This is a genomic window from Vibrio sp. Y58_MX_L22, assembly GCF_024181865.1.
Taxonomy (GTDB): domain Bacteria; phylum Pseudomonadota; class Gammaproteobacteria; order Enterobacterales; family Vibrionaceae; genus Vibrio; species Vibrio alginolyticus.
In genome coordinates this window covers 50323-75249 of the sequence record NZ_JAMZAN010000008.1, presented here as the reverse complement: position 1 = coordinate 75249, position 24927 = coordinate 50323, and the positions used below count along the sequence as shown (strand labels likewise).

Genomic DNA, 24927 nt, shown 5'->3' with positions numbered 1-24927 from the left:
TTATAACGAAGTTATTGATAGAAAAGCTCAGCTTTGGCTCCAACCAAATCCAGTTCAGAGCCTTGAAAGTCAGCCAGATATTCAGCAACAAGGTTGTACCCAACCCAATACCCCATGTATTTCGGCCAGCGGCTTTCATCGCTGCCAAGAAAGTAAGCGTCGAAGTTGTAATCTAGGCTGGTCAACTTATCTTTCATCTCAGCGTAGAAAGGGCGCCAATCTTGATCTTTGATTTGCTCAAACAAGCTCGGAGTGACGCCGCCATTCACCTTACGTTCGAAGTGACAAGCTAACCCTTCCATAATCAGCACATCACCAAGTGCAACGCCATTCTCTCCGGCTCGCATACGGAACAGGTGATGCAACTCATGCGCTAACACCGCAGCTAGTTCTTTCTCAATAACGTTTTTAATATCAGCACGTTGAGTATCAAGCAGAATCTCTACACGATAGGCGCTTAAGCAATAGCCACCAATCCCCGTCTGCGGTACGTCATTGCGATCAAACGGGCTAATGGTGAGGTCAATGTTACTTAAATCAAAGTAACTAGAAAGTGGTGAGCTCAGATCATCAAGTTTCTGATGCAAATACTCAGAGATTGGAGACAGTTCTCCCGTCGCATTTAACAGGGTTACGCGATAACTCATTTATCTTCCTTGATAATGTGGGTTAAGAGCAGCGAGTTTACAGTGTAAAGAGTGAGCAGTTCTAGCGATTACATCCCTTTGAACAAACTTTGAGATGCACGGCTCACAGCGAGTTTAGTTTCTCCAACGTGAACAAACATTCTGCCAGCAAAGTCTTTGTTTACTTTGCTAATTTTGCACACTTGCACCACGCTTGAACGGTGCACTTGCCAGAACTGTTCTGGGTTAAGCTGCCCTATCAACTCTTTCAACGATGTACGAATCAAATACTCCTGCACTTTGCCTTGTCCTTGTTGGGCATATACAGAAACGTATTTTTCTTCCGCTTTGAAATACAACACATCAGACGTAGCAATCAGATGAATATCTTCCCCTTGCGTCGCTTTGATCCACTGAAGATATTGCGGCGTTTGTGGCGCGGATAATTGCTGCAACTGTTCTAACAGACTGCTCATCTGCACATTACTGCTTTCTTGTTCTCGCTTAGCAAGGCGTGCTTTCACTCTTTCACACGTCGTCAGGAGGCGCTCATCCGAGATAGGCTTGAGCAAATAATCGGCGGCATTTTGTTCAAAGGCTTTGATGGCGTAATCATCGTACGCAGTGACAAACACAATCAAAGGTGGATTGGCGAGTTGATTGAGTTTTTGCGCTAGTGTCATGCCATCCAGAACTGGCATACGAATATCAAGAAACGCAATGTCAGGCTGGTTTTGCTCAATGACTTGCAACGCTTGTTCACCATCGGCAACTTTGGCTATTACCTCTAGCTCTGGCCACACTTCAGCTAGGCTTTTATCAAGATGACGCCTCAATAGCGGTTCATCATCAGCAATAATGGCAGTAAACCCTGTATTCATTCCTTTCTTCCTTGATTACGATTCCATTGGCCAGCTCAGGCGAACACATACGCCACCCTGAGCAGACTCACTGATAGAAACCTCTCCTTGCCCGGCGAACAAAGCTTCAACTCGCTGCTTAAGATTACTTAAACCGACGCCTGACCCCATGTGCCCACTCACGTGATTTAAGCCAACACCTGTGTCTCTGACTTCAATCAGCAAGTTCTGTTGTTCGCGCTTAATCAGCAAACGGACTTCACCGCCTTCTCGCTTCGGCTCAATACCATGGATGATGGCGTTTTCGATTAAGGGTTGAAGCATCATCGGCGGTAACTCGGTTCTACCTAGTCCCTCTTCTACCTCAATTTTGTAACTGAGTCGGTCACCTAAACGGGTTTGCTGAATGCCTAAGTAAGCCTCAATTAACGCCGTTTCATTGTCTATGGTAGTTTGCTCTTCACGTGAGCTTTTGAGCGTTGCACGCAGCAGCGCGGTTAACTGTTCTAGCATCAGCTTAGCTTTATCAACATCTTGCGACATGAGCGCACTGATATTTGCCAAGGTATTGAATAAGAAATGCGGTTCAATCTGGCTTTGCATCTGCTTAAGCTGACTCAGCAACAGCGCACGATCTTGCTCTGCTTTCTCGCGTTTGATGGCTTCCAACTCTCGTTGAGCGATTGCATGTTGCTCGCGTGAATAGAAATAGAAAAAGCACATGGCACTGAATAACAACCCCATGAGTCCAACCGATAGCATACCTGAGATGCCGAAATATTCTCCGAGCCAAAACTGGGCGTTTACCACACCGAACAATAAGCAAGCCGTCAGCGAGATAGCCACTTCCGCCAAACGAGGAATGGTAGGAAACAGGCGGTCGACAAGCCATGAGAAGAAGATAGCCGAATAGCCAAATCCAAAACTCACCATAACATGAACGTAGAATGAGCCCCCCCAAACAGAAAGCGTCATTGCTGCGATAAAGAGACAAAATGCCGTGGTCACTAATAAGCTACGCGACCATCCACTTTTCACCACTGATTTTGCTGAACACATTTAGAATTTCCCTTTGATGTTAAAAACAATCATATGCTTATCATTGATTTGTACGTAAGCAGATTGGTCGTCTCCGGTTAAAAAGCGTGCGGCAACTTCCACTTCTACACTTTGATCGCCGGTATCAATCCATTGGTAGTTAAGCCACTGCGTGACAATCACACCACCATCTTGTGGCGCCAACATCACATCCAACGTAGGGGTTACATCACTTAGCCAGCCCATATCCGCTTTACCGTTCCATGCAGCCCACGCTTCCAAATCCCAACTCCAGTGCAGCATTACGTTATGCTGAACGATATTGGCGTGCTGAAACCCTTGGGCGTAGCTTGTCGCAAGTAGAGCGCTGCTAGCCAACAGAGAGTTGTTAGGTTCAGGGAGCTGAGAGAGTAATTCGCCACGCTCTATTGCTTGCTGCCATTCGCTTTTCGACCATGCACGACTGTCGTACCAATATTCAGCAATCACGTTGTGTCCGGCTTGGTTTGCCCAGTTCAATCCAATTAAGGCTTGAAATGCACTGCCCTGCTCCTCAACCAAAACGGGTCGGTAAAGATCCCCCTGCTGAAACTGATAGCCGACACTTTGCTTTTGCCACAGCATGGAACCGTGCATGGCGATGGATTCATCCCAGACCGCAATGGCACTAGCTCCAAGCAAACCTCGGCGCACATCATCGTAATAACCAATAAGTTGATACTCAGTGTCACCCACCAGCGCATAACGACGAATACCAATACCTTGTTGCTCTGCGGCTTGATCAAGTGCACTTTGGTCCTGTTGTCCCCAGCTTGAGTCCGTTGCAATCACCGTCCACTCGCCTGCCATATCGTAGTGTGAAAGTGAAAACACACCCGCGCCCTCTTCTGCGACTAAGCCAACCGGGTTTTGTCGATAAGGCTTAAACAGATCCAAAGGTCGGTAGCCATAACCCACGCCCCAATCCACGCGCAACTTACCTAAGCTCACATCAAGAGTGGTATCACCGACTTGCCACTCCCCTAGCCAAGCCAGCTCACGAATCAGCAACTGGTTATCAGCTTCACTCCACCACTCACTCTCTCCTTGTTGATTGAGGTACAAACCTTGGCTGTACAGAGCGAACAAACCACTGAAGTTCTGATAATTCACCTGCACATCCAACAGTGCATTAAGTGAATCACGAGAACTGCCCTGCGCCTGCATAAATGCGCTGTCACGCTGCTTGGCAGTTTCGTAACTGACAGCCCAATCCCACTCAAAACTCAGCTCATCATTGGCAAAAACTGGGGCTGCTGCGCCCACACACAATGAGGCAGCAATCAACAGACTGGTGCTTTTGTTAAGGTTAGGCTGGTGCGGTTTCATGTGACTTCCTTGCTCGTTTTCTTGGTTCTATTTACGGAATTCACGCTAAAGCTGAGTCGTATTGGCTTTAGGCAGATAGCTTGGGTTGTAGAACTTGTTATCCAGTTGCCAAGGCACGATTTCTTGGTACTCGATAACGGTCTTTTTGCTCGGCTGAATGCTATCAAGCAAGGTCATCTCACTGACGTAGTCTTCACCGTTGTCGCTTGCACGTCCGTATTGCGCTTGCTTGGCGAGTTTGCCCGAGCGCAAGTAGAGATCGGCTTTGATTGGAAACGCATCTTGCTCAGACAACCACAAATCGATCTTCTGATAGCTCGCCCCTTTGGTCTTCGCGGTTAGAGCAAGATGATAAGCCGCGACACTTTCTCCGTTCACCGAAACGGTTTCTGTCGCTTTCCATTCACCTTGATAATCTTGGCTCCACGTCAGGGTTGAGATGTCGCCGATAGACGCTTCCCCAAGCAGCTTTTGCATCGGCGTAATGCGAATCGGACGGCGGCTCTTTGGCATTTGCAGCCAGTAGTTGTCGCCCATCATCAACATCTTTTGCCCGGCTTCGACTGCCGATTTGAACACCACCAACGATTCACGATTTGGACGCGTGTACACGTGGTAGAGACGGGTTTTATATAATTCTTGGTCTTGATATAGGCGCACTAATGACACCACTTTGGAGGAATCATCTTGCAAGCGGTAGCTATCGGCTTTTTCAATCAATTGCGCGACTTGCTGTGCATCTAGCGCTATTTCATTCGCACTGGCATTCATGCATCCAACGCTGCTTACCATCAACAGTGAAATTGGTAATAGTGATTTGAAATTAAACATAAATCAGTGCCTCCGTAATTGGCTTGTTCACCCCTTTGCGTGCCGAGAAAAATGCCGCAACCAAACAAATCATCAATACTGCGAGTCCAGCTATAGCCACCAGCTCCCAAGAGAAGTAAATCGTTAATGGGTAACCTTCTGTGCGTCCTGGCGGTGGCGGCATTTGCACATCCACGACCATCAGTAAGACGGTGACTAGCGCCGTAAACAAAGCACCGATTAAGCTGCCAATCACGGCAAGTAACCCTGCTTCGCGCAAGAACCCAGCAATAATTTCGCGAGGGTAGCTACCAAGTGCTGACAAGGTGCCAATTTCACGGGTGCGTTCCGTTACCGACATGGTCATGGTGTTAAACAGGGCGACAAATACCACCAGTGCCATTACTGCCCCCATGATGCCGAAGATACGGTCGTACAAATCTTTCACTTTGAGATAGAAGAACGCGCGTTCTTGCCAAGGCGTAATCTCAATATCTTGATCACCAAAGTTCTGCTTTTGCTTACTCAGAACCGAAGCCACTTGTTGCTCGACTTGGTTAGTTAAACTGGTGTCGAACAGGAAGACAGATAACGCACTGACTTTGTCTGAACCGAGCAGCGATTGCGCGCTGTTGATGTGCACGTACAGCTGGCGTTTATCAAGCTCTGGTACGCCTGTTGAATAGATGCCACGTACTTTGAAGTCATACGCATTCAATGCGCCATCGGTAGTGGTCGCCAGCAAGGTAATCCAATCGCCAACGTGCACGCTTAGGTTGTTCGCCAAATCAACGCCGAGCATCACTTCTGGCTCTGCAGGGTCATAACGCGATGCATGAATGTTTGACAGCGTCTGCCCTTCACGCACATCCAAAAACGGCCCTTTCATATCGAATTCGCGCTCGTTCACGCCAATGCCGATAAAGATCGATGACTTGTTGCCGTTGGAAATCAAACCACTGAATTCAACTCGTGGCTGCACGCCTCGCACTTCATTCAACCCAATCAATTGCTTGGTGATGTCGTCGGCATGAGTTAAACCGTTACTCAGCGGCATCTCTTCTTCTTTGGCGAAATAACCCGGCGTGGTTAACGTCAGATGCCCCGTGTCACGTGCTGTCGATTCTTTCAAACTGTCGTAGGTGTAAAGACCAAAACCACCCGCACTGGTTAACGCAAACACCGCAATGGCGATGATCAGCATCGACAATAAACTGCGGCGGCGATTGCGTTGCAGATTCAACCAAGCAAGGCGAACCGAAACAGGAATTAGCTTGCCCATGAAACCTCCTCCACACTCGCGTGCGTTTGGGTGATTTTGCCATCCACCAACTCAATGGTTCGATCGCAGCGAGATGCCATACGAGGGTCGTGTGTAGCGACGATAAAAGTGGTGCCAAGCTCGTGTCCGAGCCCTTTCATAATGTCGATGACCTTGTTGGCAGTTTGGCTATCAAGACTTGCGGTTGGCTCATCGGCAATCACCAATGCCGGTTTGTGCACTAAGGCGCGTGCAATTGCCACACGCTGCTGCTGGCCGCCTGATAGGTTATCGGGCATGTGATGAATAAACTCGCCTAAGCCAACGTGCTCTAACATTTGTGTGGCGAGCTCGGTTTGTTCTACTTTTGAAAAGCCATTGAGATGTAGCGGATACGCCACGTTCTCTAGTGCCGTCATCACGGGGACAAGGTTGAATTTTTGGAACACAAAGCCAAGCTTTTCACGGCGCATTTTCGCCGCCTGCATTTGCCCAGTTGGGTATGGGCTGCCCGCAAATGTCACCTGACCTTGGTATTGAGTATCCAGCATGCCAAGCACGTTAAGTAAGGTGCTTTTGCCAGAACCAGACGGCCCGCACAATGCCACCATTTCGCCGACCAATACTTCACCAGACACGTCTCGCAATGCACGTACGGTTTGGCTGCCAAGGGCGTAATCGCGACTGAGTTGATTAAAAACGATCATGACGCCTCCCTAATACTTGGCTAGCAACGCTTTCGCGGTTTGCGTTTCTAGATTGCTGTCACCCAACTGCTCCATTTGCGCTAACCATGTTTTGGCTTGTTGAACGTCTTCAGCACGCAGTGCCGCTTCAATGGCGTAGCGATAAATCCACGAAGTAGCCGCGAAAGGTTGTTGACTAAAACTCGGCTCATCGAGCAATGAAAGGTACAGCTCGTAGCCGCTCTCAAAGTGATTGAACATATCTGGCAGAGAGGTAAAGGTAGTGGCTGCCATGGCAGTGGCCAGTTGGTATTCAGGTAAGCCTTGTAAGCGTTGTTGCTCTTGCAGTGGTACTGGCTGATTCGCCATTAAATCCAAACCTTTTTGGATTGTGGCAAGACCGCGCTCGGTGAACTTCATCTTGTTCCAAGGCATAAACGCCTCACGACCTTGCAACGTCTCCGCACTGCCTAAGTAAACCAAGGTCACCGGCGTTGCGCCCTGCTCTTCGAGTTGTTTGGATAATTCGCCGTAAACGGTATCAACTAAGCCAGAGTCACCCTGCGCAGCTTGGTTGAATTGACTGAGTGTGCGCTCGCTTGGATTAGCCAGAGCCAAATTGCTGCTGAGTGCAAATGCGGCGATAAACGTACTTGCCAGTTTAAGAGCTTTAATTGAGCGAGATTGAGAAACCATCATGTACTGTCCTTAGTTGAACGTGATTTGATGGTTTCAGATTAAGGGAGAAAATCGCACGCTGCTTTTGCATGCGACCAATGGCAGTTATGTGGAGTGAATGGTATTGAGAGAGGATGAATGACATTCACTTAAACAGAAAATACAATTCCGTTCATTCGTAACGCTACATTTTTACGGCAGTCACAATAAAAACACTGGCTTAAAATCTGAGGCTAGTGTATTTATCCATCCCACAACTACCCATAACAGACAGTGCGCACTCTCCTTTCTTACACACCTTTGCATGGTGTCTGTTGTTTCGAAATCGAGATTCTTAGCATCGGAATAGTTTGAACTCTTCGAGTTTTAGTTGTTTTCGCACTCAAAATAGGTGCGTTATTAGGTCGTTGAAAATGAATAAGCGTTATTTCCCAAGAGTTGATTTGCCACTACTCATGGCGATCATTCCGATCATGCTGTTAAGTTCGCTCACGCTCTGGAGTGCCAGTAGCTTTAATGAGGCGATGCTCTTCAAACATTTGGCGCGCTGCGGACTGACATTAGTTTGTATCTTGGTCATGTCCTCGATTCCAGCGTCCAGCTATCAGCGCTCAGCTCCATATCTCTACATTATTGCGGTTGCTCTGCTACTTGCTGTCGCTTTATTTGGTGATAGCACCAATGGCTCTCAACGTTGGCTCGATATCGGCTTCTTCCGCTTTCAACCGTCTGAGCTAATCAAACTTTCCATTCCAATCATGATCGCCTGGATGCTGCATATTGAAGGAGGTCGACCTGACAGTCGGAAAATTGCGTTTTGCTTACTTATTACAATGATTCCTGCCGGGTTAATCGCGCTACAACCGGATTTAGACGGTGCAGTTTTTACCATCATTTATGCATTGTTCGTTTTGTTTTTGGCTGGCATGAGCTGGAAAATAATCTGCGGGTTTATTGCGAGCATTTTAACGTTAGCACCTATTTTATGGTTCTTCGTTATGGAAACCTATCAAAAGAGCCGTGTAACACAGTTCTTGCACCCTGAGTCCGATCCACTGGGGTCGGGCTACCAAATAATCCAATCTTTGATTGCGATTGGCTCAGGCGGTATGAAAGGCAAAGGTTGGATGAATGCAACGCAGGGAACACTTGGCTTTATTCCAGAAAGTCATACGGACTTTATTTTTTCGACCTATGCGGAAGAATGGGGCTTTGTTGGCAGTTTAGTCTTACTCGCATTGTACTTGTTTATTACTGCACGCGTTATGTTGCTTGCATGTCAGTCTGACCACTTTTTTAGTCGGCTGGTAAGTGGCGCATTAGCGATGAGCTTTTTTCTGTATGCTTTTATCAATACGGGCATGGTGAGTGGCTTGTTGCCAGTAATGGGTAGCCCACTTCCCTTCTTTAGCTATGGCGGCACGGCGATGCTAACTCAAGGTATCTGTTTTGGTGTAATCATGTCGCTGTGTTATTCCAAATATCGTAACGCATAGCTCTGCTTGAGAAAAAGCGATCAAAAAAAGGCTTCCCTGAGGAAGCCTTTTTACAACGATATGAGCGAATTAATTACAGCTCTGCGTTGTGGTAAACCTGCTGAACATCATCACAGTCATCTAGAAGATCTAGGAATTTCTGGAACTTCTCAGCATCTTCACCCGATACAGGCGTATGAGTTTGCGGAACGAATGTGATTTCTTCAACATCGATCGTTAGATCTGGGAATGCACCGTTAAGCGCAGTTTTTGTTTTGAAGAATTCAGTGTGAGGTGCGAATACAGTGATAACACCGTCTTCTAGCTCAACGTCAGTAACGTCTACGTCTTCCATCATTAGCGTTTCTAGGATGATTTCATCATCGTCGCCTTTGAACTGAAATACCGCTTGGTGATCGAACATGTGAGAAACCGAGCCCTCTACACCAATTTTCGCACCGACTTTCACAAAGCATTGGCGTACATCTTGGAAAGTACGGTTGCCGTTGTCTGTTAGACAGTCAACGATAACGCTAGTACCGCCAGGACCGAAGCCTTCGTAACGTGCTGGAGTGTAGTCTTCACCACCGCCACCGTTCGCTTTGTCGATCGCTTTATCGATAACGTGCGCAGGAACTTGGTCTTTTTTCGCTTTTGCGATCAGGTGCTTCAAAGACAAGTTCATGTCTGGATCACCACCACCGTTTTTCGCGCACATGTAAATTTCTTTACCGTATTTGGAATAAACTTTAATTTTCGCGCCTGCAGTTTTCGCCATAGAGGCTTTGCGCACTTCAAAACTTCTTCCCATCGGGATGTCTCTCTAAATTCAAATTTAATGCGAAGGATTTTAGCAAAAAGCGAAACCTTTTCAATTTCGCTTAGCAAAGGAATAGGGAGGTTACCTCATTCGTCGCATTGGATTGAACCATTGCCACGGTTCGCGTTAAGCGACACCCATTACTCGTTTGTACTTTTCGACCGATTGCTGGAAAAACGCCTTTTCATCAGCATCGTTAATCTTGGACAACTGTTCTTCTATTGCTTCAGGACCAGATTTGGCCTCTCTGAGCTTCCAAACCAAAAACGACGCCTGCTTATCCAGTTCGATTTTGTTTTTTTCGTCAGGCGGCAATAGGGATAGATTAAACGACATTCACAGCCTCAAGGTACTTTAAATACTAGCCGGGCACTATATCACACAGAGTTACAATTACAGAATAGAAACGCACTTAACTTGATCGATTTCAAGTTAACTATTTAGGCACAGCGCTGATTTTCAGTGCTTTTGGTAAATGCTGTTCGAATATTTGTTGTAATCGAGTCTTGGTAACGGGTTTAGCCACGAACTCGTTCATCCCAACATCGAAGCAATGTTGCTGATCCTCTTTAATGACATTGGCACTTAGCGCAATAATTGGAACGTGTTTCCCCCACTCTCCCATTTTTCGAATTCGCTCCGTAGCAATAAACCCATCCATCACAGGCATTTGACAGTCCATAAAAATCAAATCGAAAGGCTGCTGATCACACAGCTGCAATGCTTCTTCGCCATGGTTGGCGACACTCACTCGCACACCCAGTTTTTCTAACATGATGCGAACTACCTTCTGATTGACGATGGTATCTTCAACAACCAATACCCAAGGTTTATCGTTATCTTGAGGGCTGATTTCGTTGTCTTCCGCTTTCGGGAAATCTAATACATTAAGTTGGTCGGTATAGGTCGATTGCGCATTTATTACAGCAACAGGAATCGAAAATTCAAAACAGCTTCCCAGCCCAAGCTCACTTGTTAGTTGTATTTCCCCTCCCATCAAGTTAACCAACTGTGCAGCTATCGCCAAACCAAGCCCTGTCCCACCATACTTTCTGGTGGTACTACCATCAGCTTGTTGGAAGCGTTCGAAGATTGCTTGTTGGTGCTCTTTCGCAATACCAATACCAGAATCCACAACTCGAAACCGGATATGAGCGGTCTCTCCATCAAGTCGAGATAACGCTACAAGAAGCTTCACATGGCCGCGCTCGGTAAATTTAATCGCGTTGCTCAACAAATTGTTCAGAACTTGTTTCAATCGTGTGGCATCACCTTGCACTTCCATTGGCAAGTGAGGATCAATATCGCTGAGCAGCTGTAAGTTTTTCTGCTTGGCTTTGACACTATGTAAACTGATGACATCGTCAAGTAGCTCGCGAAGATCATAGCTCGTGTATTCCAGCTCTACTTTGCCAGCTTCAACTTTAGAGAAGTCCAAAATGTCGTCGATGATCGTCATTAGTGAGTGAGAAGAACTGTCAATGATCTCTACAAACTCTTTTTGCTGGGGATCGAGGTCGGTGTCATTGAGCAACGACGACACACCAATAATGCCATTCATCGGTGTGCGGATCTCATGACTCATAGTGGCAAGAAACTCACTTTTCTTACGATTAGCGACTTCTGCCCTATCGCGTTCAGCCTCTAACTCAGTCTGGTGCTCTTTCACTTTCTCAACACTTCGGTTGTATTTCTCTGCCAAAACACTCACTTCATCAAAGCACCATCGTTTAGGGAGAGTCACTTTACTCGGCACTGTACCGCCACGAAAATCGCTCACCGCACCAGACAGCAATTGTAACGGATTGACCAACAAGCGAAACGCCACCCAAAGAACACCAATGATGAGGACAAGAATTTTGATCGCTTCTGTCGTAAGTAGAAAAAAGAACTGCTGCCAAAGATCTTCATATATCGCGCTAAGATCCGATTGAACCGTTAATATCGCGAGATCATACGTTTTATCGCCGACCCGATACTGCATCGGCCAGCTTCTCTCGACAACATCCTCAGAAAGCGCCGAACCTAATTCAATGATAACTTCGTCTTCACTAGCAATACGTAAGTAGTCCACCGAGGGCATACGCATTGCACCTTGAGCTTGTGTCAGCAACAGCTCCCTATCCTCTACCCATAAACTCGCAGAAAAGCTCGATAAATAGCTAGACTCAACCTGCTTTAATTCAACATCTAAATGGGCTAAATCTTCGTGAAAAACTCGATATAAGCTCACTGTAGAAATGATGACCGTAAAGATTAAACTCAACGTTAATACCGCCAACATAAGTTGGTTGCCGATACTAAAACGACGTTGAGATCGCTCTTTTTCATCCATATGAAACCGCTCCGATAAACTTGCGCTACTCTAAATATAGCTACGCACAAATAATAATCGAGGATACGATGAAAAGACTTCTACTTAGATTGGCTTTTAGCTTAATTGTTGTAAGTTCTCATGTGACCGCAAATCAAGTGAACTATTACGTCATTGCTGAACAAGCTCGACCATTTCAAATTGAACAACAGGGACAAATGCACTCCGGAATTGTGACCGATATCGTCAGCGCTATCTTCGCGGAGTCGGATTACCAAGTGAATTATCATACTTATCCATTTAAACGTATGATTTCCATATTGGAAGAAGGCGCTGAGCCAAACTGGTTAACTTATGGCAGCCCGAACTGGGGCAAGGTGCAATCGGAAAATTTATCTAAGGAGCCCATTTACACTGTAAAACATGTACTGGTGTCGAGTAGCGAGAAGCCTTTAGAATTCAAAAATATGGATACCATGCATGGTCGTTCTATTGTGTTACTGCTGGGGTTTGATTATCCAAATTTAACACCGTTCTTTGAAAATGGCAGTGTCAATGAAATGCGAGTAAAAGACTACAACGCCGCATACCGAGTGATAAGCCGAACCCCTGGAGACACGGCTTTTGTCGAGATGGAATCCCGAGTCCTATACAACTTAAAGCGACTCAATTTGCCGTTAGAGAATTTTCAGATACAGCCTTTCAGCTCGGTTATTCCTGACTACTCAATCTACCTGGCTTTTTCTCCTCAAATGCAACCAGAAACTCAAAATTACATCAATACACGACTCGTTGAATTAAAAGCCTCAGGAGAAATTGATGAAATCATTCAAAAGTATCAATGAATCACCTCATTAACAAAAACGCCAACGATGATACGTTGGCGTTTTTGTTTCTGGGAAATCTGTAGCACTTACTTAGTGTGGTTAACAAACTTAGGATCAAACATGTGCCCCAATTTACTCGCCTTGGTTTGCAGGTAATGTTGATTACTTGGGTTATTCCCTTCTTGTAATGGCACTCGTTCAATGACGTTAATATCAACCGCTTTTAAGGCGGCGAGCTTGCGTGGGTTATTCGTCATTAGACGCACAGCGTCAATCCCCAAATGCTCTAGCATTCCTTTACAGAACGCGTAATCACGCATATCAGCGGCAAAACCTAAACGCTCATTTGCTTCCACGGTATCTGCGCCATCATCTTGTAAGTGATAGGCACGAATTTTATTAATCAAGCCGATTCCACGCCCTTCTTGACGTAAATAAAGCAGCACGCCACATCCCTCTTTGACGATGTTTTGTAGCGCTCTATTAAGCTGAAAACCACAGTCACAACGCGTGCTAAATAGAGCATCTCCGGTAAGACACTCCGAATGCAACCGAATAAGTGGTGCTGCACTTTTTGTTGGCTCGCCATAGACCAGAGCAAGATGCTCTTTATTTGTCGCGGCTTCAATAAAGCCGTACATCATAAATGTGCCCCACTGGGTGGGCAATTTGGCTTTATCGATAAACTTCACGAGATTGTAAGGCTCAACATGTCTCAGCTCTGCTCGAACATTCATCAGAATCTCTCCTAGATGATTTTCTCCTTTACCATCTCCCCCGTCTCCCCAAAAGGCATCTTTATGAGAATGCTCTGTTAGGCAAGCGTTACCCGTTCTCATTAATTGCTGCGCTAATGGTGGATTTTGTAGAAACTTTTCCCTAACGATGAAAGCCATAACAGCCAACTTTATATCGTCCCAATCGCTTCTGACAAAGTGTTCGTATTTACGGCTTAAAGCAAACGCTTCATCAGGGGTGCTTGCGTGCTGAATTTTACTTTGCAACTGAGCATCGAGAAACTTTTGGGCTTGGTAATAATGTTCGCTGGTGGGCCAAGTTTGGGAGGAGATATTGACTGGGGCATGGCAAAAATTTGAGAGAAAACCGTGGGGCTCATCGGGCTCATAAAAAAGGATTTGATCAACCATACTTGCGCTCCTTGCTTTGTGGTTGCGATAATCAACAAAAAGCATATCGCTACTGATATATCTAGTAACACAAGGTCAGATTGTCAAACTTCTTCGGGACGGGACGTGAGTGTGAAACTCGTGCTTTTGAGGCGCAAGACAGGTAAATGGAGGTTTTGAATAAGAGAGTAATAGAGTGAAAAAATAAAAAGGGCAGTCCGTCGACTACCCTATGGGTTGCTAAACCAACCTGAGGCGATCAGTGTATCAAGCCAAGCTCCCTTGCTTCTTCAATGGTCAACCCACTTTCACGGATCTCACGTAACGCTTCAATGCGTCTTCTGGCTTCTGCTGATTTCACTCTTTTCTCTGGCTTCACAACGGTTTCCTCATCAGGTAATTCCCATTTGTGAGCGATGTTGGTCATCTCGTCATGGTCGATAGAATTAATGGACATATTTCCTCCGAACACACCATGTTTTCGATGCGTAATCTATAGCAAAACCGGAACAAGGTGGTAAGAAAAACTGTAGGGAAATGTGACCCCTCCCGCCCTTTCGTTAACTCCTTAATAGATTCATCATTTAAGTTTTGCCAAGGGACAAATTTACGATTAAATTTGAGTAATTCCCCCTACGAAAAGTGTGCTGATCTAGCTCTCAATTCTGCTCTTCTTTAGTTTTATCAACGACGCATTACACCACTTCCTGTTTAACCTAACTTTCGAGTCACTTCACTGATTCATAGCTTGATACTTTCTAAAAACCGCCACACCTGATAATGATAATAATTATCCTTTAGATTGATAAGGTGTTTATATGGATGGTATTAACTTAAGTCATGCATACCACAATGACCCGGTCATCCAGATCCGAGATTTGTGCGTCGATTACATCACTGATAATGGTGATTTTAATGCGGTAAAGTCCGTCAGCTTTGATATCGGCAAAGGCGAAGTATTTGGTCTTGCCGGTGAATCTGGATGTGGTAAAAGCACAATCGCATTCTCAATAAATCGTCTTCATAAGCCGCCAGCGTTCATTTCTGGCGGTAAAATATGGTTTGATGGCAAAGATATCCTTAGTATCTCAGACTCTGAACTGACCGCTCTAAGGTGGAGTGAAATCGCCATGGTGTTCCAGAGCGCGATGAACTCACTCAACCCTGTCTTAACGATACAAGAGCAATTTGCAGATGTGTTACGACACCATCAAGGCCTCACTAACGCTCAAGCAAAAGATAGAGCAGAAAAGTTGTTGGACTTGGTCAATATTCCTCGAGAACGCTTAGCAGAATATCCTCATCAATTTTCAGGAGGAATGCGTCAGCGCTTGGTGATAGCCATTGCTTTGTCTCTAAATCCAAAACTGATCATTATGGATGAACCCACAACAGCATTAGATGTTGTGGTACAGAGAGAAATTTTACAGCAAATTTATCAGCTTAGAGATGAGTTCGGTTTTTCAGTCCTCTTTATCACTCATGACCTGGCACTCATGAGCCAACTATGTGATCGAATTGCAATCATGCGTCACGGAGAAATCGTCGAAGTCAATCGAGCATACGATATACGCAATCATCCTCAACACCCCTACACGCAAAAGCTATGGGCTTCTTTCCCAAACATCCATGACGTCCACAAACAACCAGAGTTACAAGGAGCGTAACCATGAGCCAGCCTATCATCCAAATGAAAAATGTGATTAAAGAATTCAAAGTGGGCGGTGGTTTAGCGAAAGAGGAAACCTTTCGTGCGCTTCAAGGAGTGACTTTTGATCTGTACGCAGGAAAAACCTTGGCTTTGGTTGGAGAGTCAGGCTGCGGTAAGAGTACTTGCGCTCGTTTAATAACCAAAGTCTATCCAGCAACGCAAGGCGAGATCCTTTTCAATGGCACTGACATAAATGAGATCACGTCACGATCGGCTCTACAAGAATATCGCAGTAAAGTACAAATGGTGTTTCAAGATCCGTTTGGCTCTCTCAATCCAACTCATACCATTCGCCATCACCTAACACGTCCTTTAAAAATTCATAAACAAGTCAAAAACGAGCGCGACATCCCAGCCCGCTTGGAAGAGCTTCTAAAGCTGGTGGAACTACCTGAAGAGACATTGAATAAGTTCCCTCACGAACTCAGTGGTGGGCAACGTCAGCGAGTAAACTTAGCAAGGGCTTTAGCGGTAGGTTCGCAAATCATTCTTGCGGATGAGCCTACGTCTATGCTGGATGTTTCTATTCGCTTGGGAGTGTTGAATTTAATGCAACGAATGAAGCAAGAACTGGGAATTGGTTTTTTATACATCACACATGATCTGGCGACTGCGCACTACATCGCGGAAGAAACCGCAGTAATGTACAAAGGGCAAATCGTTGAATGGGGCGACACTCATTCAATACTTAAGAATCCGCAGCATCCTTATACTAAGCTGTTGATTTCTGCCGTTCCTGATCCTGACTTACCTTTTGGTAACTTAGTGAAAAATGAGCCAAACTATTCGATAGATGCCGATGAAATTCGTCAACGTAGCAGCATAATTGTCGACGAATTTGATCAAATAGGGCCAAATCACTATGTAAAACAATGGACTGAGGCAGCGTAATGGATTTGAGTACTTGGCAAGATCAAATCGCCATGTGGTACGAACAGCGGAAACATGATCAAGTAGAAAAATTGGAAACGATCTTATATCAGGTGCCTGATGACGTGTTTGGACCCGAATTGAGTGATCTTCAAAGTAAAGCGATTGCTTGCTGGTTGGATGGATGTTTACGCGTGTTTCAACATGCAAGCTACCAAGACCCTCAGAAAGCATATCAAACCTTGCTTTATACGAGTGCAAAGCTTGAACAAGCAGCATGCCAAGTCTCGACTGATATTCTGATCAAAGATTGGTGTTTGAGACGACTTCAGCATCTCACCGTTGTGGCGTTAGAGTTTTGTAATCAGCAGTGTGATCAAAACAAGTGGCAGGAACAAGCCCATAGCTTAATCGAATCACATGTTGCGTTGATGCGTTCATTACATTGGAATGAACCCAAGAAGCATGATCAAGGTTTACCTCATTAGTCCGGAAAAATGATCAAGGCTTAATTAGCGGAATTTTAGGCAAAAAAAAGCGAGTTTCCTGAGGAGAAACTCGCGAAGTCTATTCAGAATGAATGTAACAATATGAGCCAATCTATTAATCATCAGAAAGGACAAAAGGTTGTCTATTCGGGATAAATAGTAGTATTAGGCTTGGCTTCTAATGTCAGTGGTTTGTAAGAGTTAAGTCTGTTTTTTATCATCGAAAGACATTGTTACATTTCAAACCGATACATCACACCTATAGCTTGATACACATCAAGCGACACTTTTAAATCGCCATTTCATCCAAGGCACGAAATACCATTTCATCCATGTGACCATCGAAGATTTGACGACAAACTTTCCGACGCACCGCTAACCCCGCAATCAAGCGCTCGATGGTAAGATGCTTAACATCGTTCTGGGTGTTAAACAGCTCGACGGTTTTACTTAATGTCTCATAAGGAATCGGCTCATCCCCTACCCTTAGCCAATCGAGCTTCTCTATGTAATCTGAGCACTCTTCTTTGATTGAGGCATAGGAGTGCCCTGTCATCGCAGACAAAGCCGTTATACTGCGTTCTAGAGCCTCTGGTGAGGTATATTTAGATAGAGTAATGGTGATCTCATCAGCATTGATCTCTACCAAATGTTTTCTTTGCTTCACGCGTCGCCCTAAATTTCCTCTTGGAGACGGTGCTTTGCGTTGAATGGGCTCAAATTCGCCGTCTATGATGCCTGAGAGCTCCTCAAGCTGCTGTCGGGTTACCATCTCATTACGAAGCGGGTTTGGCAGCGTAGGCGCCATGTTGCGCTTGCCTGCGTTGGTTGTACGAGCACGTGAGTAACGCAGCACCTCTTCGACGTCACATTTGATGTCGATCTGGTAATCCATCACTTTATCATTCTCGATCATAGTTTCGATCGTTAAGTGATAGCCCCATAAGTTCACCACAAAAAGATCGTCTGTCCCTTTGCCGTCTGACAAGCGTTTCAGCTCACGGATCAGATCCATGGAGAACCGACGCCATTCAATGTTACGTGCAAGCTTCTGATTTAACTCACTCAGTAGCATGCAATCCGTGTGACGACGAACCATGCGACTACGGAAGAAAGAGTACAGTTGAAACACCAACGTATGTTGTTTCAAGATCTCTGGCGGAAACAAGAAGAAATAATCGCGTGTTAACAGCTCTTCATAAAACGAAGGTTCCCAAACTAAAATATATAAGTTTGGCTTGATACGAATTTCACCATCGCTTCCCTCCACAGGTGCCTCTTCAGAGGCTGTGATGGTTCGTGCAAGAAAACGAAAACGATCACTTTTGAAGCCCTCTGGCATGTTTTCACTTAGCCAACGTCCAGTAAGTTCATGGAGCTGAAAATCAGTGAATTCAATGCGATCAATGCTATCGCGAATGGAATCACGAGCTGGGCCACTGTCTTTTTTGCCTCTGAGCGACAAAATATCAGTGATGTATAGCGGCGTTTTGTTTGGTACGTGAGCAGCATCAAGCTGATACTGATCTTTGTGATGATCATGATACTGAACCGTTAACGTGAAGAGAGCGAACAGGGTCATGAGATCATCCACAGTCATGATATTTTTGGATGATCGCGTCTCAATAACGGCTTTTGTGCCAGAGATCGACACCATGGATTTCTGATAACTTTTTCGAGTTCTTGGTGGCGCAAGTGCTTGGTCAATGATCCCAGCCCAATTTGTTGGAGATACAACAAATTGATCGGCTTCATCTTTCATCGTGGGAGGTGTGTTTAACCCGTGCTCATTCAACAAACGTTTGTTTACTTGAGTCTGAGCCAATGCTTTCGAACGTTTTTGTTTCTCGTTCTGGCGAACTTTGTCGGTAACAAGACTTGTTGCTCCCAACACAGATATAAGCTGATTGGGATTCACAAATTTATGTAGCATCGTTTTACCAGCAAGTCCCTCTTCAAAACGCACTGGAGTTTGAGTAAATAAACCAATATTTACTGCCGCGCGCAAACGTTGTTGCAGAGCTGCACGTGTGAGTTGCCCATCTGTTGCTTCCACAATCTCTGTGGTTGAAACCAGACCATCCTTGCTGCTGAAGCCTCGTAATGAGATCAGATTAAGCAACTCTAAGATGCTTTTGGTCACCCCTTTGAAATGTTGGTACTGCTCTACCCAATCCGCAGAGGATTCATGTACCTCAAAAAGATGGCCATCTTTGTGGCTTCTCGGTGCTTTAATCAGAATTTTTTCATCAGCCGTCATTTTAGATCCAGATCACACTAGCCGTAGTTGTGCTATGGTTCCGAAGAATAAAGAAAAACAGATCATAAATAAAGGAAAAAGATTGTTTTTTAAATAACTGATCTTTTTGATTAATCTGATCTTAATTGATTATATGATCTAATGATCTGGCTTGAAATTTCTCGCTAAGCTTTTGTTCTATAAGGCTATTATTTTCATGTATTTCGGAACTATGATCATAAGAAGTCTGAAAGTATGATCAACAATAACCTGAAAGCATGATCATATTTATTCGTAAGCATGATCATTAAGGTTATGAAAAGATGATCAAAAGAGTCTTGAAACGATGATCATGATGTTTTTACAGGTTATCCACAGATGCAGTATTTAATAATGATCTTCACGATGATTATATTGTGCATTGGTGATGTTATTTATACTCGGATCGATGATCAAGAGCCAATATATCTATCGTTCTGGCGCCCATATTGATGAGATATCACTCATCTGATTAAAATACATTCAAGTCGCTCATATTTAGAAGTAAATACTAGTCTCTGCTTATTTACAGGAAGCATGATCATGAGAGCTTGATTTATCATAGCAACTTGAGCAATTTCATTGTTCCGGCTTCTATACCGTCAATTTCTGCTCAATCCCCCATTCTGTCTGCACTCAACCGTAAATCAGAGAAGAAAACTCATGCTTCCGAGAGATTCTAAGGCTTGATCATATTTCCGATTAATGGATCTTATTTTATTTGCGTGTTTACACCGTACTCTGCTCAATTTTTCCATGATCATGCTTTCGGATTTGTTTATTAACACGGAAGCATGATCATAAGTATACCTTGATCATACTTCCATAGATGTTTAGCTGGAACTGCCCTATTTTGCTCGGAGACATGATCAAGGTGTTCAGGTCTTTATTGCTCCGATATTACTTACTATTTTTCGTTTAAATTAGGTTGGTCTAACATAATCCGTAATTTAGCTTAAGATTATAATCGTTCCGGTAGAAAATTGATTTACATTGTAAATGAGTGACGCTGTAACACTTTTTATTTTTAAGTTTAGGTGTCCACTTATGAGAAGATTATTTGATTAAAAATAGTTATCTTTTTGACCATAAATCATAAAAGCGTCGATTTGGGTGTTTTTTTATGTGATGGTAATTCAAAATGTTCGTGCACCTTTTTGTTGTTTTTGGTCTTTACTGCTGTACAATTGCAATTATAAATCCTTCCAACGGAATTTGGCATGAAAAGAGAAAAAACGATTGAAAACCTTCTTGAGTTAGCGGAGCTGACTCAGCAGGTTCAAGCTGACCGTATTGAAATTGTTTTAGAAGAGCGAAGCGATAACTACTTCCCACCAATGTCGAAAGCGATGATGGAAACCCGTTCTGGTCTAACTCGCCGTAAGCTCGACGACGCGATTGGTAAAATGGAAGCCGCTGGGCATCAATTTACTAAAAACAACGCGAATCATTATTCAATTACGTTAGAAGAAGCACACATGCTCATGGATGCGGCTGAAGTGCCTAAATTTCATGAGCGTAAAAAGAATTCAGGTAACAAACCTTGGATTATTAATGTGCAGAACCAAAAGGGCGGTACAGGTAAATCAATGACCGCGGTTCATTTAGCGGCATGTTTAGCGCTAAATTTGGATAAACGATACCGTATTTGTTTAATCGACTTAGACCCACAAGGCTCGCTACGTTTATTCCTCAACCCGCAAATCAGCATGGCAGAGCATGATAATATCTATTCTGCGGTAGACATTATGTTGGGTAACGTGCCTGATGGTGTGGAAATTGACAGTGAATTTTTACGTAAAAACGTATTGCTGCCAACGCAATATCCGAACTTAAAGTCGATTTCAGCGTTTCCAGAAGACGCGATGTTTAATGCGGAAGCATGGCAAACGCTATCTGAAGACCCATCACTCGATATCGTCCGTCTGCTGAAAGAGCAACTGATTGATAAAATTGCTGATGACTTCGATATCATTATGATTGATACCGGTCCACACGTTGACCCATTAGTATGGAATGCGATGTATGCATCAAATGCCTTGCTAATTCCTTGTGCGGCTAAGCGTCTGGACTGGGCTTCAACAGTAAACTTCTTCCAGCATTTGCCTACGGTATATGAAATGTTCCCGGAGGACTGGAATGGTCTTGAGTTTGTTCGCTTGATGCCAACCATGTTTGAGGACGACAATAAGAAGCAAGTTTCTGTTTTAACTGAAATGAACTATCTTCTAGGTGACCAAGTTATGATGGCTACTATTCCTCGTAGCCGTGCGTTTGAAACCTGTGCCGATACCTACAGCACAGTATTTGATCTGACAGTAAGCGATTTTGAAGGCGGTAAGAAGACACTAGCTACCGCGCAAGACGCTGTTCATAAAAGCGCACTGGAATTAGAGCGTGTGCTGCACTCTAATTGGCCGTCATTGAATCAGGGGTAATAAGTAAATGGCTTTGAAAACGTCTGAATTAAACGCGAAATTATTTGGCAAAACGAATAAGCGTCGTGTTGTGACTCCGCAAGAGGCGCAAACTGCGGCAAAAGAGAAAGCTCAAACGATTGAACTAGCAGTTGCAGGTGAAAATATTGTTCAGTTTGAACTTGTGCGTATTCCTGCAAATAAAGTTGCGACAGAAACAACAGTATTTGTTGATAACGCTCGTGAGCAATCGTTCTTAAACGAACATGCTTTATCTGATGTTTTAGTCACACTCAAAGAGCGTGGCCAACAATATCCAGCAGTGGGTCGTAGAACTGAAGATGGCAAGATTGAAGTTTTAGATGGTAGCCGTCGTCGCATGTCTTGTATCCTCGCTGAACAAGACTTTTTGGTTTATGTTGCTGACAACATTAATACTGACCATGCTAAGTTTTTGTCTGATGTGGCAAATGCTCACAAGCCGCTCTCTTTATATGAAAAAGGGAAAGAGATGCAGGCTAAGCTTGATAGTGGTGAAGCTGAGGATCAGAAAGCATTGGCAAAAATGTTCCAGTGCAGTGAAGCGTTGGTAAGTGGCGCTTTAAAAGCCGCAGCATTACCGTTAGAACTGCTTCAAGCGTATCCGAATGTTGGCGATCTCGGTCGCCCAACAATCGTGAAACTGCACAAACAGTTTTCAATGCTAACGCCAGAGCAGCAGCAAGAGCTGTTAGATAAATGTCGCTCTAGCGAAGGGTTTTTATGGCAGCGAAGCACAGCTCAAGGCGTTGCTCGTCTGACAAAAGAAGTCACGGAAAGCATCGAAAATTGGATTACTGAACTTGCACCAGCAAAACCTGGTAAGAAGACGGAAAAAGTCGACTTAGTTAAAGGTCGAGCAAGCTATAGCCGAAAAGGTAGCAGCCTGGCGTTGAACTTGAAGAAAGTTGACGACAGCTTAATGGAAGAGATTCTTGCGTTTGTACAAACCAAACTGCAATAACAAATGATGATTGAATCAACCGCCTCCGGGCGGTTTTTTTATATCTGAGAAGCGTCAAATTAAAGATGTGATACCATTGCGTCAGTTCAACGTTGGATAGACAAAATGCAGACACAATCTGATTTCCTTTCATCACTTCAACATCAAGCTCACCAATCTTTCCAAAGGATTGGTGTTGTCATTCAAGGCGAGGCTTCTTGGCAAAATGCGTTGATGTCAGAGTTCCATAAAACGCAGCGCCATCAACGTTGGTTTTCTGTTGGTGATTTTGGTTTGAAAAACGTATCCAGTGTTTCGTCTAAACAAGGGCACATGTTGCTAGGCAGAGAGTGTGACGTTCTATTGTTTGATGCTCGAAATGGCTTTGACGCCAATAGTTTTACCGCCGCGCTTGGCTCATTGGTTGGCGGCGGTTTTCTTATTGTCATTACTGAGCTGCGACAAACTGCGAATTTTTCTCAGCAATGGATGCACAAACAATGGGAGAAGCTCGTTGTTATTGAGCAAGACAAACCATTGCCAACGGCTCCAGACATCAAGCAAGCAGAAAAAGAAAGCCACTACAGGGAACAAGAACATGCCATTTCTCTAATTGAAAAGGTGGTGACAGGACATCGAAAGCGACCATTAATTTTGACCGCTGATCGTGGGCGTGGAAAAACAAGTGCCCTCGGCATTGCGTGTGCGAACTTATTAAAGCAGAAGCCGCTTAGAATCTTAATTACGGCACCATCTATAAAAGCCGTTGAGCCTGTTTACCAACATGCTTTGCGGCTACTTCCTAATGCGCAGCGTATTAGGAAGGACAGATTAGAATCAGGGCAGGGAGCCATTCAATTCATTGCTCCTGACGAACTTCTATCGAGCAGACCTGAATGTGATTTGTTACTTGTCGATGAAGCGGCTGCAATTCCAGTTCCTATGCTCAAAAGCATTACCGAACATTATCATCGACTCGTTTTTTCTACGACTATTCACGGTTATGAAGGTTGTGGCCGGGGCTTTACGATTAAATTTGTTGATTGGCTTCAGAAACAGCGTTCGGGAATGAAAACATGGCACATGACACAGCCCATCCGCTGGAGCATGAATGATGCGCTCGAATCATGGCTCTATGACGCGTTTTTGTTGGATGCGGAGTTAACGCACCATCAACTTAACCAGGTCGACTCAACTTCCCTTTCTAAAGCTGATAAGGACGATTTAATATCGCAGCCTAGTTTGCTGCGCGAGTGCTTTGCTCTTTTGGTGAATGCTCATTACCAGACCTCGCCGAATGATTTGATTCACCTTTTGCAAGACGACAACAGTCAGCTCTATTTTGCTAAGCAAGATAATGCGGTTGTGGGGGTGATATTAACGGTCGAAGAGGGGGGCCTTGACGATGAATTGGTTGAAGAAATCCAGCTTGGTAAGCGTCGTCCTAAAGGACACTTAGCGCCCATTACGATTGCAAACCACCTAGGATTTCCGAATGTCGCGAATCTATCGACGCTGCGAGTCATGAGAATTGCTGTTCATCCGGAATTGCAAGGAAGAGGCATCGGTCAAAAAATGCTGCAGCAACTTGATCAAATGGCGGCTAAACACATTGCTTACTTATCCACGAGTTTCGGTGCGACGGAAGAGTTGCTCTATTTCTGGCTACAATCGAACTTCCGTGCAATTCGTTTAGGGTCAATGCGCGATGCTGCTAGCGGTTGTTATTCAGTCTTGATGGTCAAACCTTGTGATTCCCAACAGACGGCTTGGGTCGACCAATCTCAGGCGCTATTTGAAGAAATGTTGTCTAACAATGTGGCTGACGTCTATCCAAAATTAGAAGCCTCTATTTTTCGAGCTCTATTACCGCAACCTTTGGGAATGAGTCCACTTCATCCCGCTAAGTTATTACTAATTGAATGCTATGCTGATGGTGGTAACAGTTATGAGTCCGTGTCTGCTTGGCTTCAGCAGTGGTTACTTAACTTAGGTTTGAACTCCGCTTCCGACTTGATGATCAGTAAGCTTTTTCTTAACCGTAGTTGGACTGAATGTGCTCAGCAATTTGGTTTACCTGGAAGAAGGCAAGTTGAGCAGCAGTTAAGGGACGAAGTAAGACACATTTGGAACGATTTACACTGTAAACACTAAAGGGAAATTTACACTGTAAATGAAATTATTAGGAGCTGATTTTACACTGTAAATCCAGCTCCTTTTTATTTCGGCGTGTATTTTGATTGAGCTTTAGGTTAAATCGAAATGCTCTCTTAATATCTGTTTAACCGTTA

Annotated in this window: 22 protein-coding genes; 8 read left to right on the top strand and 14 right to left on the bottom strand. The window is 44.5% G+C overall.

Annotation, left to right across the window (positions count from 1 at the left end):
• Positions 1-11 precede the first annotated feature (11 nt).
• The 8 genes from NL626_RS17970 to NL626_RS17935 all read right to left on the bottom strand — a co-directional run bounded on the left by NL626_RS17970 (position 12) and on the right by NL626_RS17935 (position 7348).
• On the bottom strand, positions 12-647 hold the full coding sequence (locus tag NL626_RS17970) for a DUF2268 domain-containing putative Zn-dependent protease (protein WP_213900001.1): 636 nt from the start codon (positions 645-647) through the stop codon (positions 12-14).
• Positions 648-715: 68 nt separating this feature from the next.
• Positions 716-1507 (bottom strand): LytTR family DNA-binding domain-containing protein, encoded by a 792-nt coding sequence (locus NL626_RS17965; protein WP_213966443.1) that lies wholly within the window; start codon positions 1505-1507, stop codon positions 716-718.
• Positions 1508-1522: 15 nt separating this feature from the next.
• Positions 1523-2545, bottom strand: a complete 1023-nt coding sequence (locus NL626_RS17960) for a sensor histidine kinase (RefSeq protein ID WP_114320358.1) — start codon at positions 2543-2545, stop codon at positions 1523-1525.
• Complete coding sequence (locus NL626_RS17955; protein WP_253657603.1) at positions 2546-3892, bottom strand: hypothetical protein; 1347 nt, start codon at positions 3890-3892, stop codon at positions 2546-2548.
• A gap of 45 nt (positions 3893-3937) precedes the next feature.
• Positions 3938-4723 (bottom strand): outer membrane lipoprotein-sorting protein, encoded by a 786-nt coding sequence (locus tag NL626_RS17950; RefSeq protein WP_253657602.1) that lies wholly within the window; start codon positions 4721-4723, stop codon positions 3938-3940.
• The gene (locus NL626_RS17945) at positions 4716-5984 is read right to left on the bottom strand and encodes an ABC transporter permease (protein ID WP_213966440.1); all 1269 of its coding nucleotides are present in this window, start codon (positions 5982-5984) and stop codon (positions 4716-4718) included. Before NL626_RS17945 ends, NL626_RS17950 begins: the two co-directional genes overlap by 8 nt.
• Complete coding sequence (locus tag NL626_RS17940) at positions 5972-6670, bottom strand: ABC transporter ATP-binding protein (RefSeq protein ID WP_253657601.1); 699 nt, start codon at positions 6668-6670, stop codon at positions 5972-5974. Before NL626_RS17940 ends, NL626_RS17945 begins: the two co-directional genes overlap by 13 nt.
• A gap of 9 nt (positions 6671-6679) precedes the next feature.
• Positions 6680-7348, bottom strand: a complete 669-nt coding sequence (locus NL626_RS17935; RefSeq protein WP_253657600.1) for a hypothetical protein — start codon at positions 7346-7348, stop codon at positions 6680-6682.
• Between the two features lie 392 nt (positions 7349-7740).
• On the opposite strand from NL626_RS17935, the gene rodA reads away from it, so the two are divergent.
• Positions 7741-8823, top strand: a complete 1083-nt coding sequence (gene rodA / locus NL626_RS17930; protein ID WP_065275570.1) for a rod shape-determining protein RodA — start codon at positions 7741-7743, stop codon at positions 8821-8823.
• Between the two features lie 73 nt (positions 8824-8896).
• Here rodA and NL626_RS17925 read toward each other — a convergent pair whose 3' ends face one another.
• The 3 genes from NL626_RS17925 to NL626_RS17915 all read right to left on the bottom strand — a co-directional run bounded on the left by NL626_RS17925 (position 8897) and on the right by NL626_RS17915 (position 11957).
• On the bottom strand, positions 8897-9613 hold the full coding sequence (locus tag NL626_RS17925; protein WP_005374482.1) for a YebC/PmpR family DNA-binding transcriptional regulator: 717 nt from the start codon (positions 9611-9613) through the stop codon (positions 8897-8899).
• Between the two features lie 135 nt (positions 9614-9748).
• On the bottom strand, positions 9749-9958 hold the full coding sequence (locus NL626_RS17920) for a DUF3283 family protein (RefSeq protein ID WP_005374484.1): 210 nt from the start codon (positions 9956-9958) through the stop codon (positions 9749-9751).
• Between the two features lie 100 nt (positions 9959-10058).
• The gene (locus NL626_RS17915) at positions 10059-11957 is read right to left on the bottom strand and encodes an ATP-binding protein (RefSeq protein ID WP_017633805.1); all 1899 of its coding nucleotides are present in this window, start codon (positions 11955-11957) and stop codon (positions 10059-10061) included.
• Between the two features lie 68 nt (positions 11958-12025).
• Here NL626_RS17915 and NL626_RS17910 point away from each other — a divergent pair, with 68 nt between their 5' ends.
• Positions 12026-12781: an ABC transporter substrate-binding protein gene (locus tag NL626_RS17910; protein WP_213903355.1), complete on the top strand. Its 756-nt coding sequence runs from the start codon at positions 12026-12028 to the stop codon at positions 12779-12781.
• Positions 12782-12849: 68 nt separating this feature from the next.
• Here NL626_RS17910 and ribA read toward each other — a convergent pair whose 3' ends face one another.
• A complete protein-coding gene (gene ribA, locus NL626_RS17905) occupies positions 12850-13911 on the bottom strand; it encodes a GTP cyclohydrolase II (RefSeq protein ID WP_017635221.1) in 1062 nt (353 codons plus the stop codon).
• Positions 13912-14149: 238 nt separating this feature from the next.
• The gene (locus tag NL626_RS17900) at positions 14150-14347 is read right to left on the bottom strand and encodes a PA3496 family putative envelope integrity protein (RefSeq protein WP_253657599.1); all 198 of its coding nucleotides are present in this window, start codon (positions 14345-14347) and stop codon (positions 14150-14152) included.
• A gap of 361 nt (positions 14348-14708) precedes the next feature.
• On the opposite strand from NL626_RS17900, the gene NL626_RS17895 reads away from it, so the two are divergent.
• Genes NL626_RS17895 through NL626_RS17885 form a run of 3 tightly spaced genes read left to right on the top strand, consistent with a single transcriptional unit; the run spans position 14709 to position 16959 of the window.
• On the top strand, positions 14709-15557 hold the full coding sequence (locus tag NL626_RS17895; RefSeq protein WP_005374497.1) for an ABC transporter ATP-binding protein: 849 nt from the start codon (positions 14709-14711) through the stop codon (positions 15555-15557).
• A gap of 2 nt (positions 15558-15559) precedes the next feature.
• Positions 15560-16492, top strand: a complete 933-nt coding sequence (locus NL626_RS17890; protein ID WP_053350124.1) for an ATP-binding cassette domain-containing protein — start codon at positions 15560-15562, stop codon at positions 16490-16492.
• Entirely contained in the window at positions 16492-16959 is a 468-nt protein-coding gene (locus NL626_RS17885) for a hypothetical protein (protein WP_047102478.1), read from the top strand. Before NL626_RS17890 ends, NL626_RS17885 begins: the two co-directional genes overlap by 1 nt.
• Before the next feature lie 289 nt (positions 16960-17248).
• Here NL626_RS17885 and NL626_RS17880 read toward each other — a convergent pair whose 3' ends face one another.
• The gene (locus NL626_RS17880; protein WP_005374502.1) at positions 17249-19219 is read right to left on the bottom strand and encodes a replication initiator protein RctB domain-containing protein; all 1971 of its coding nucleotides are present in this window, start codon (positions 19217-19219) and stop codon (positions 17249-17251) included.
• A 1238-nt stretch (positions 19220-20457) separates the two neighbouring features.
• On the opposite strand from NL626_RS17880, the gene NL626_RS17875 reads away from it, so the two are divergent.
• From NL626_RS17875 to NL626_RS17865, 3 genes are all read left to right on the top strand, one after another.
• The gene (locus NL626_RS17875; RefSeq protein WP_005374503.1) at positions 20458-21675 is read left to right on the top strand and encodes an AAA family ATPase; all 1218 of its coding nucleotides are present in this window, start codon (positions 20458-20460) and stop codon (positions 21673-21675) included.
• Positions 21676-21682: 7 nt separating this feature from the next.
• Positions 21683-22657 carry a ParB/RepB/Spo0J family partition protein gene (locus NL626_RS17870; protein ID WP_253657598.1) on the top strand — a complete coding sequence of 325 codons (975 nt, stop codon included), beginning with the start codon at positions 21683-21685 and terminating at the stop codon, positions 22655-22657.
• Positions 22658-22762: 105 nt separating this feature from the next.
• Positions 22763-24790, top strand: coding sequence for a tRNA(Met) cytidine acetyltransferase TmcA (locus NL626_RS17865; protein ID WP_253657597.1), 2028 nt, complete (start codon positions 22763-22765; stop codon positions 24788-24790).
• The last annotated feature ends 137 nt before the right edge of the window (positions 24791-24927 follow it).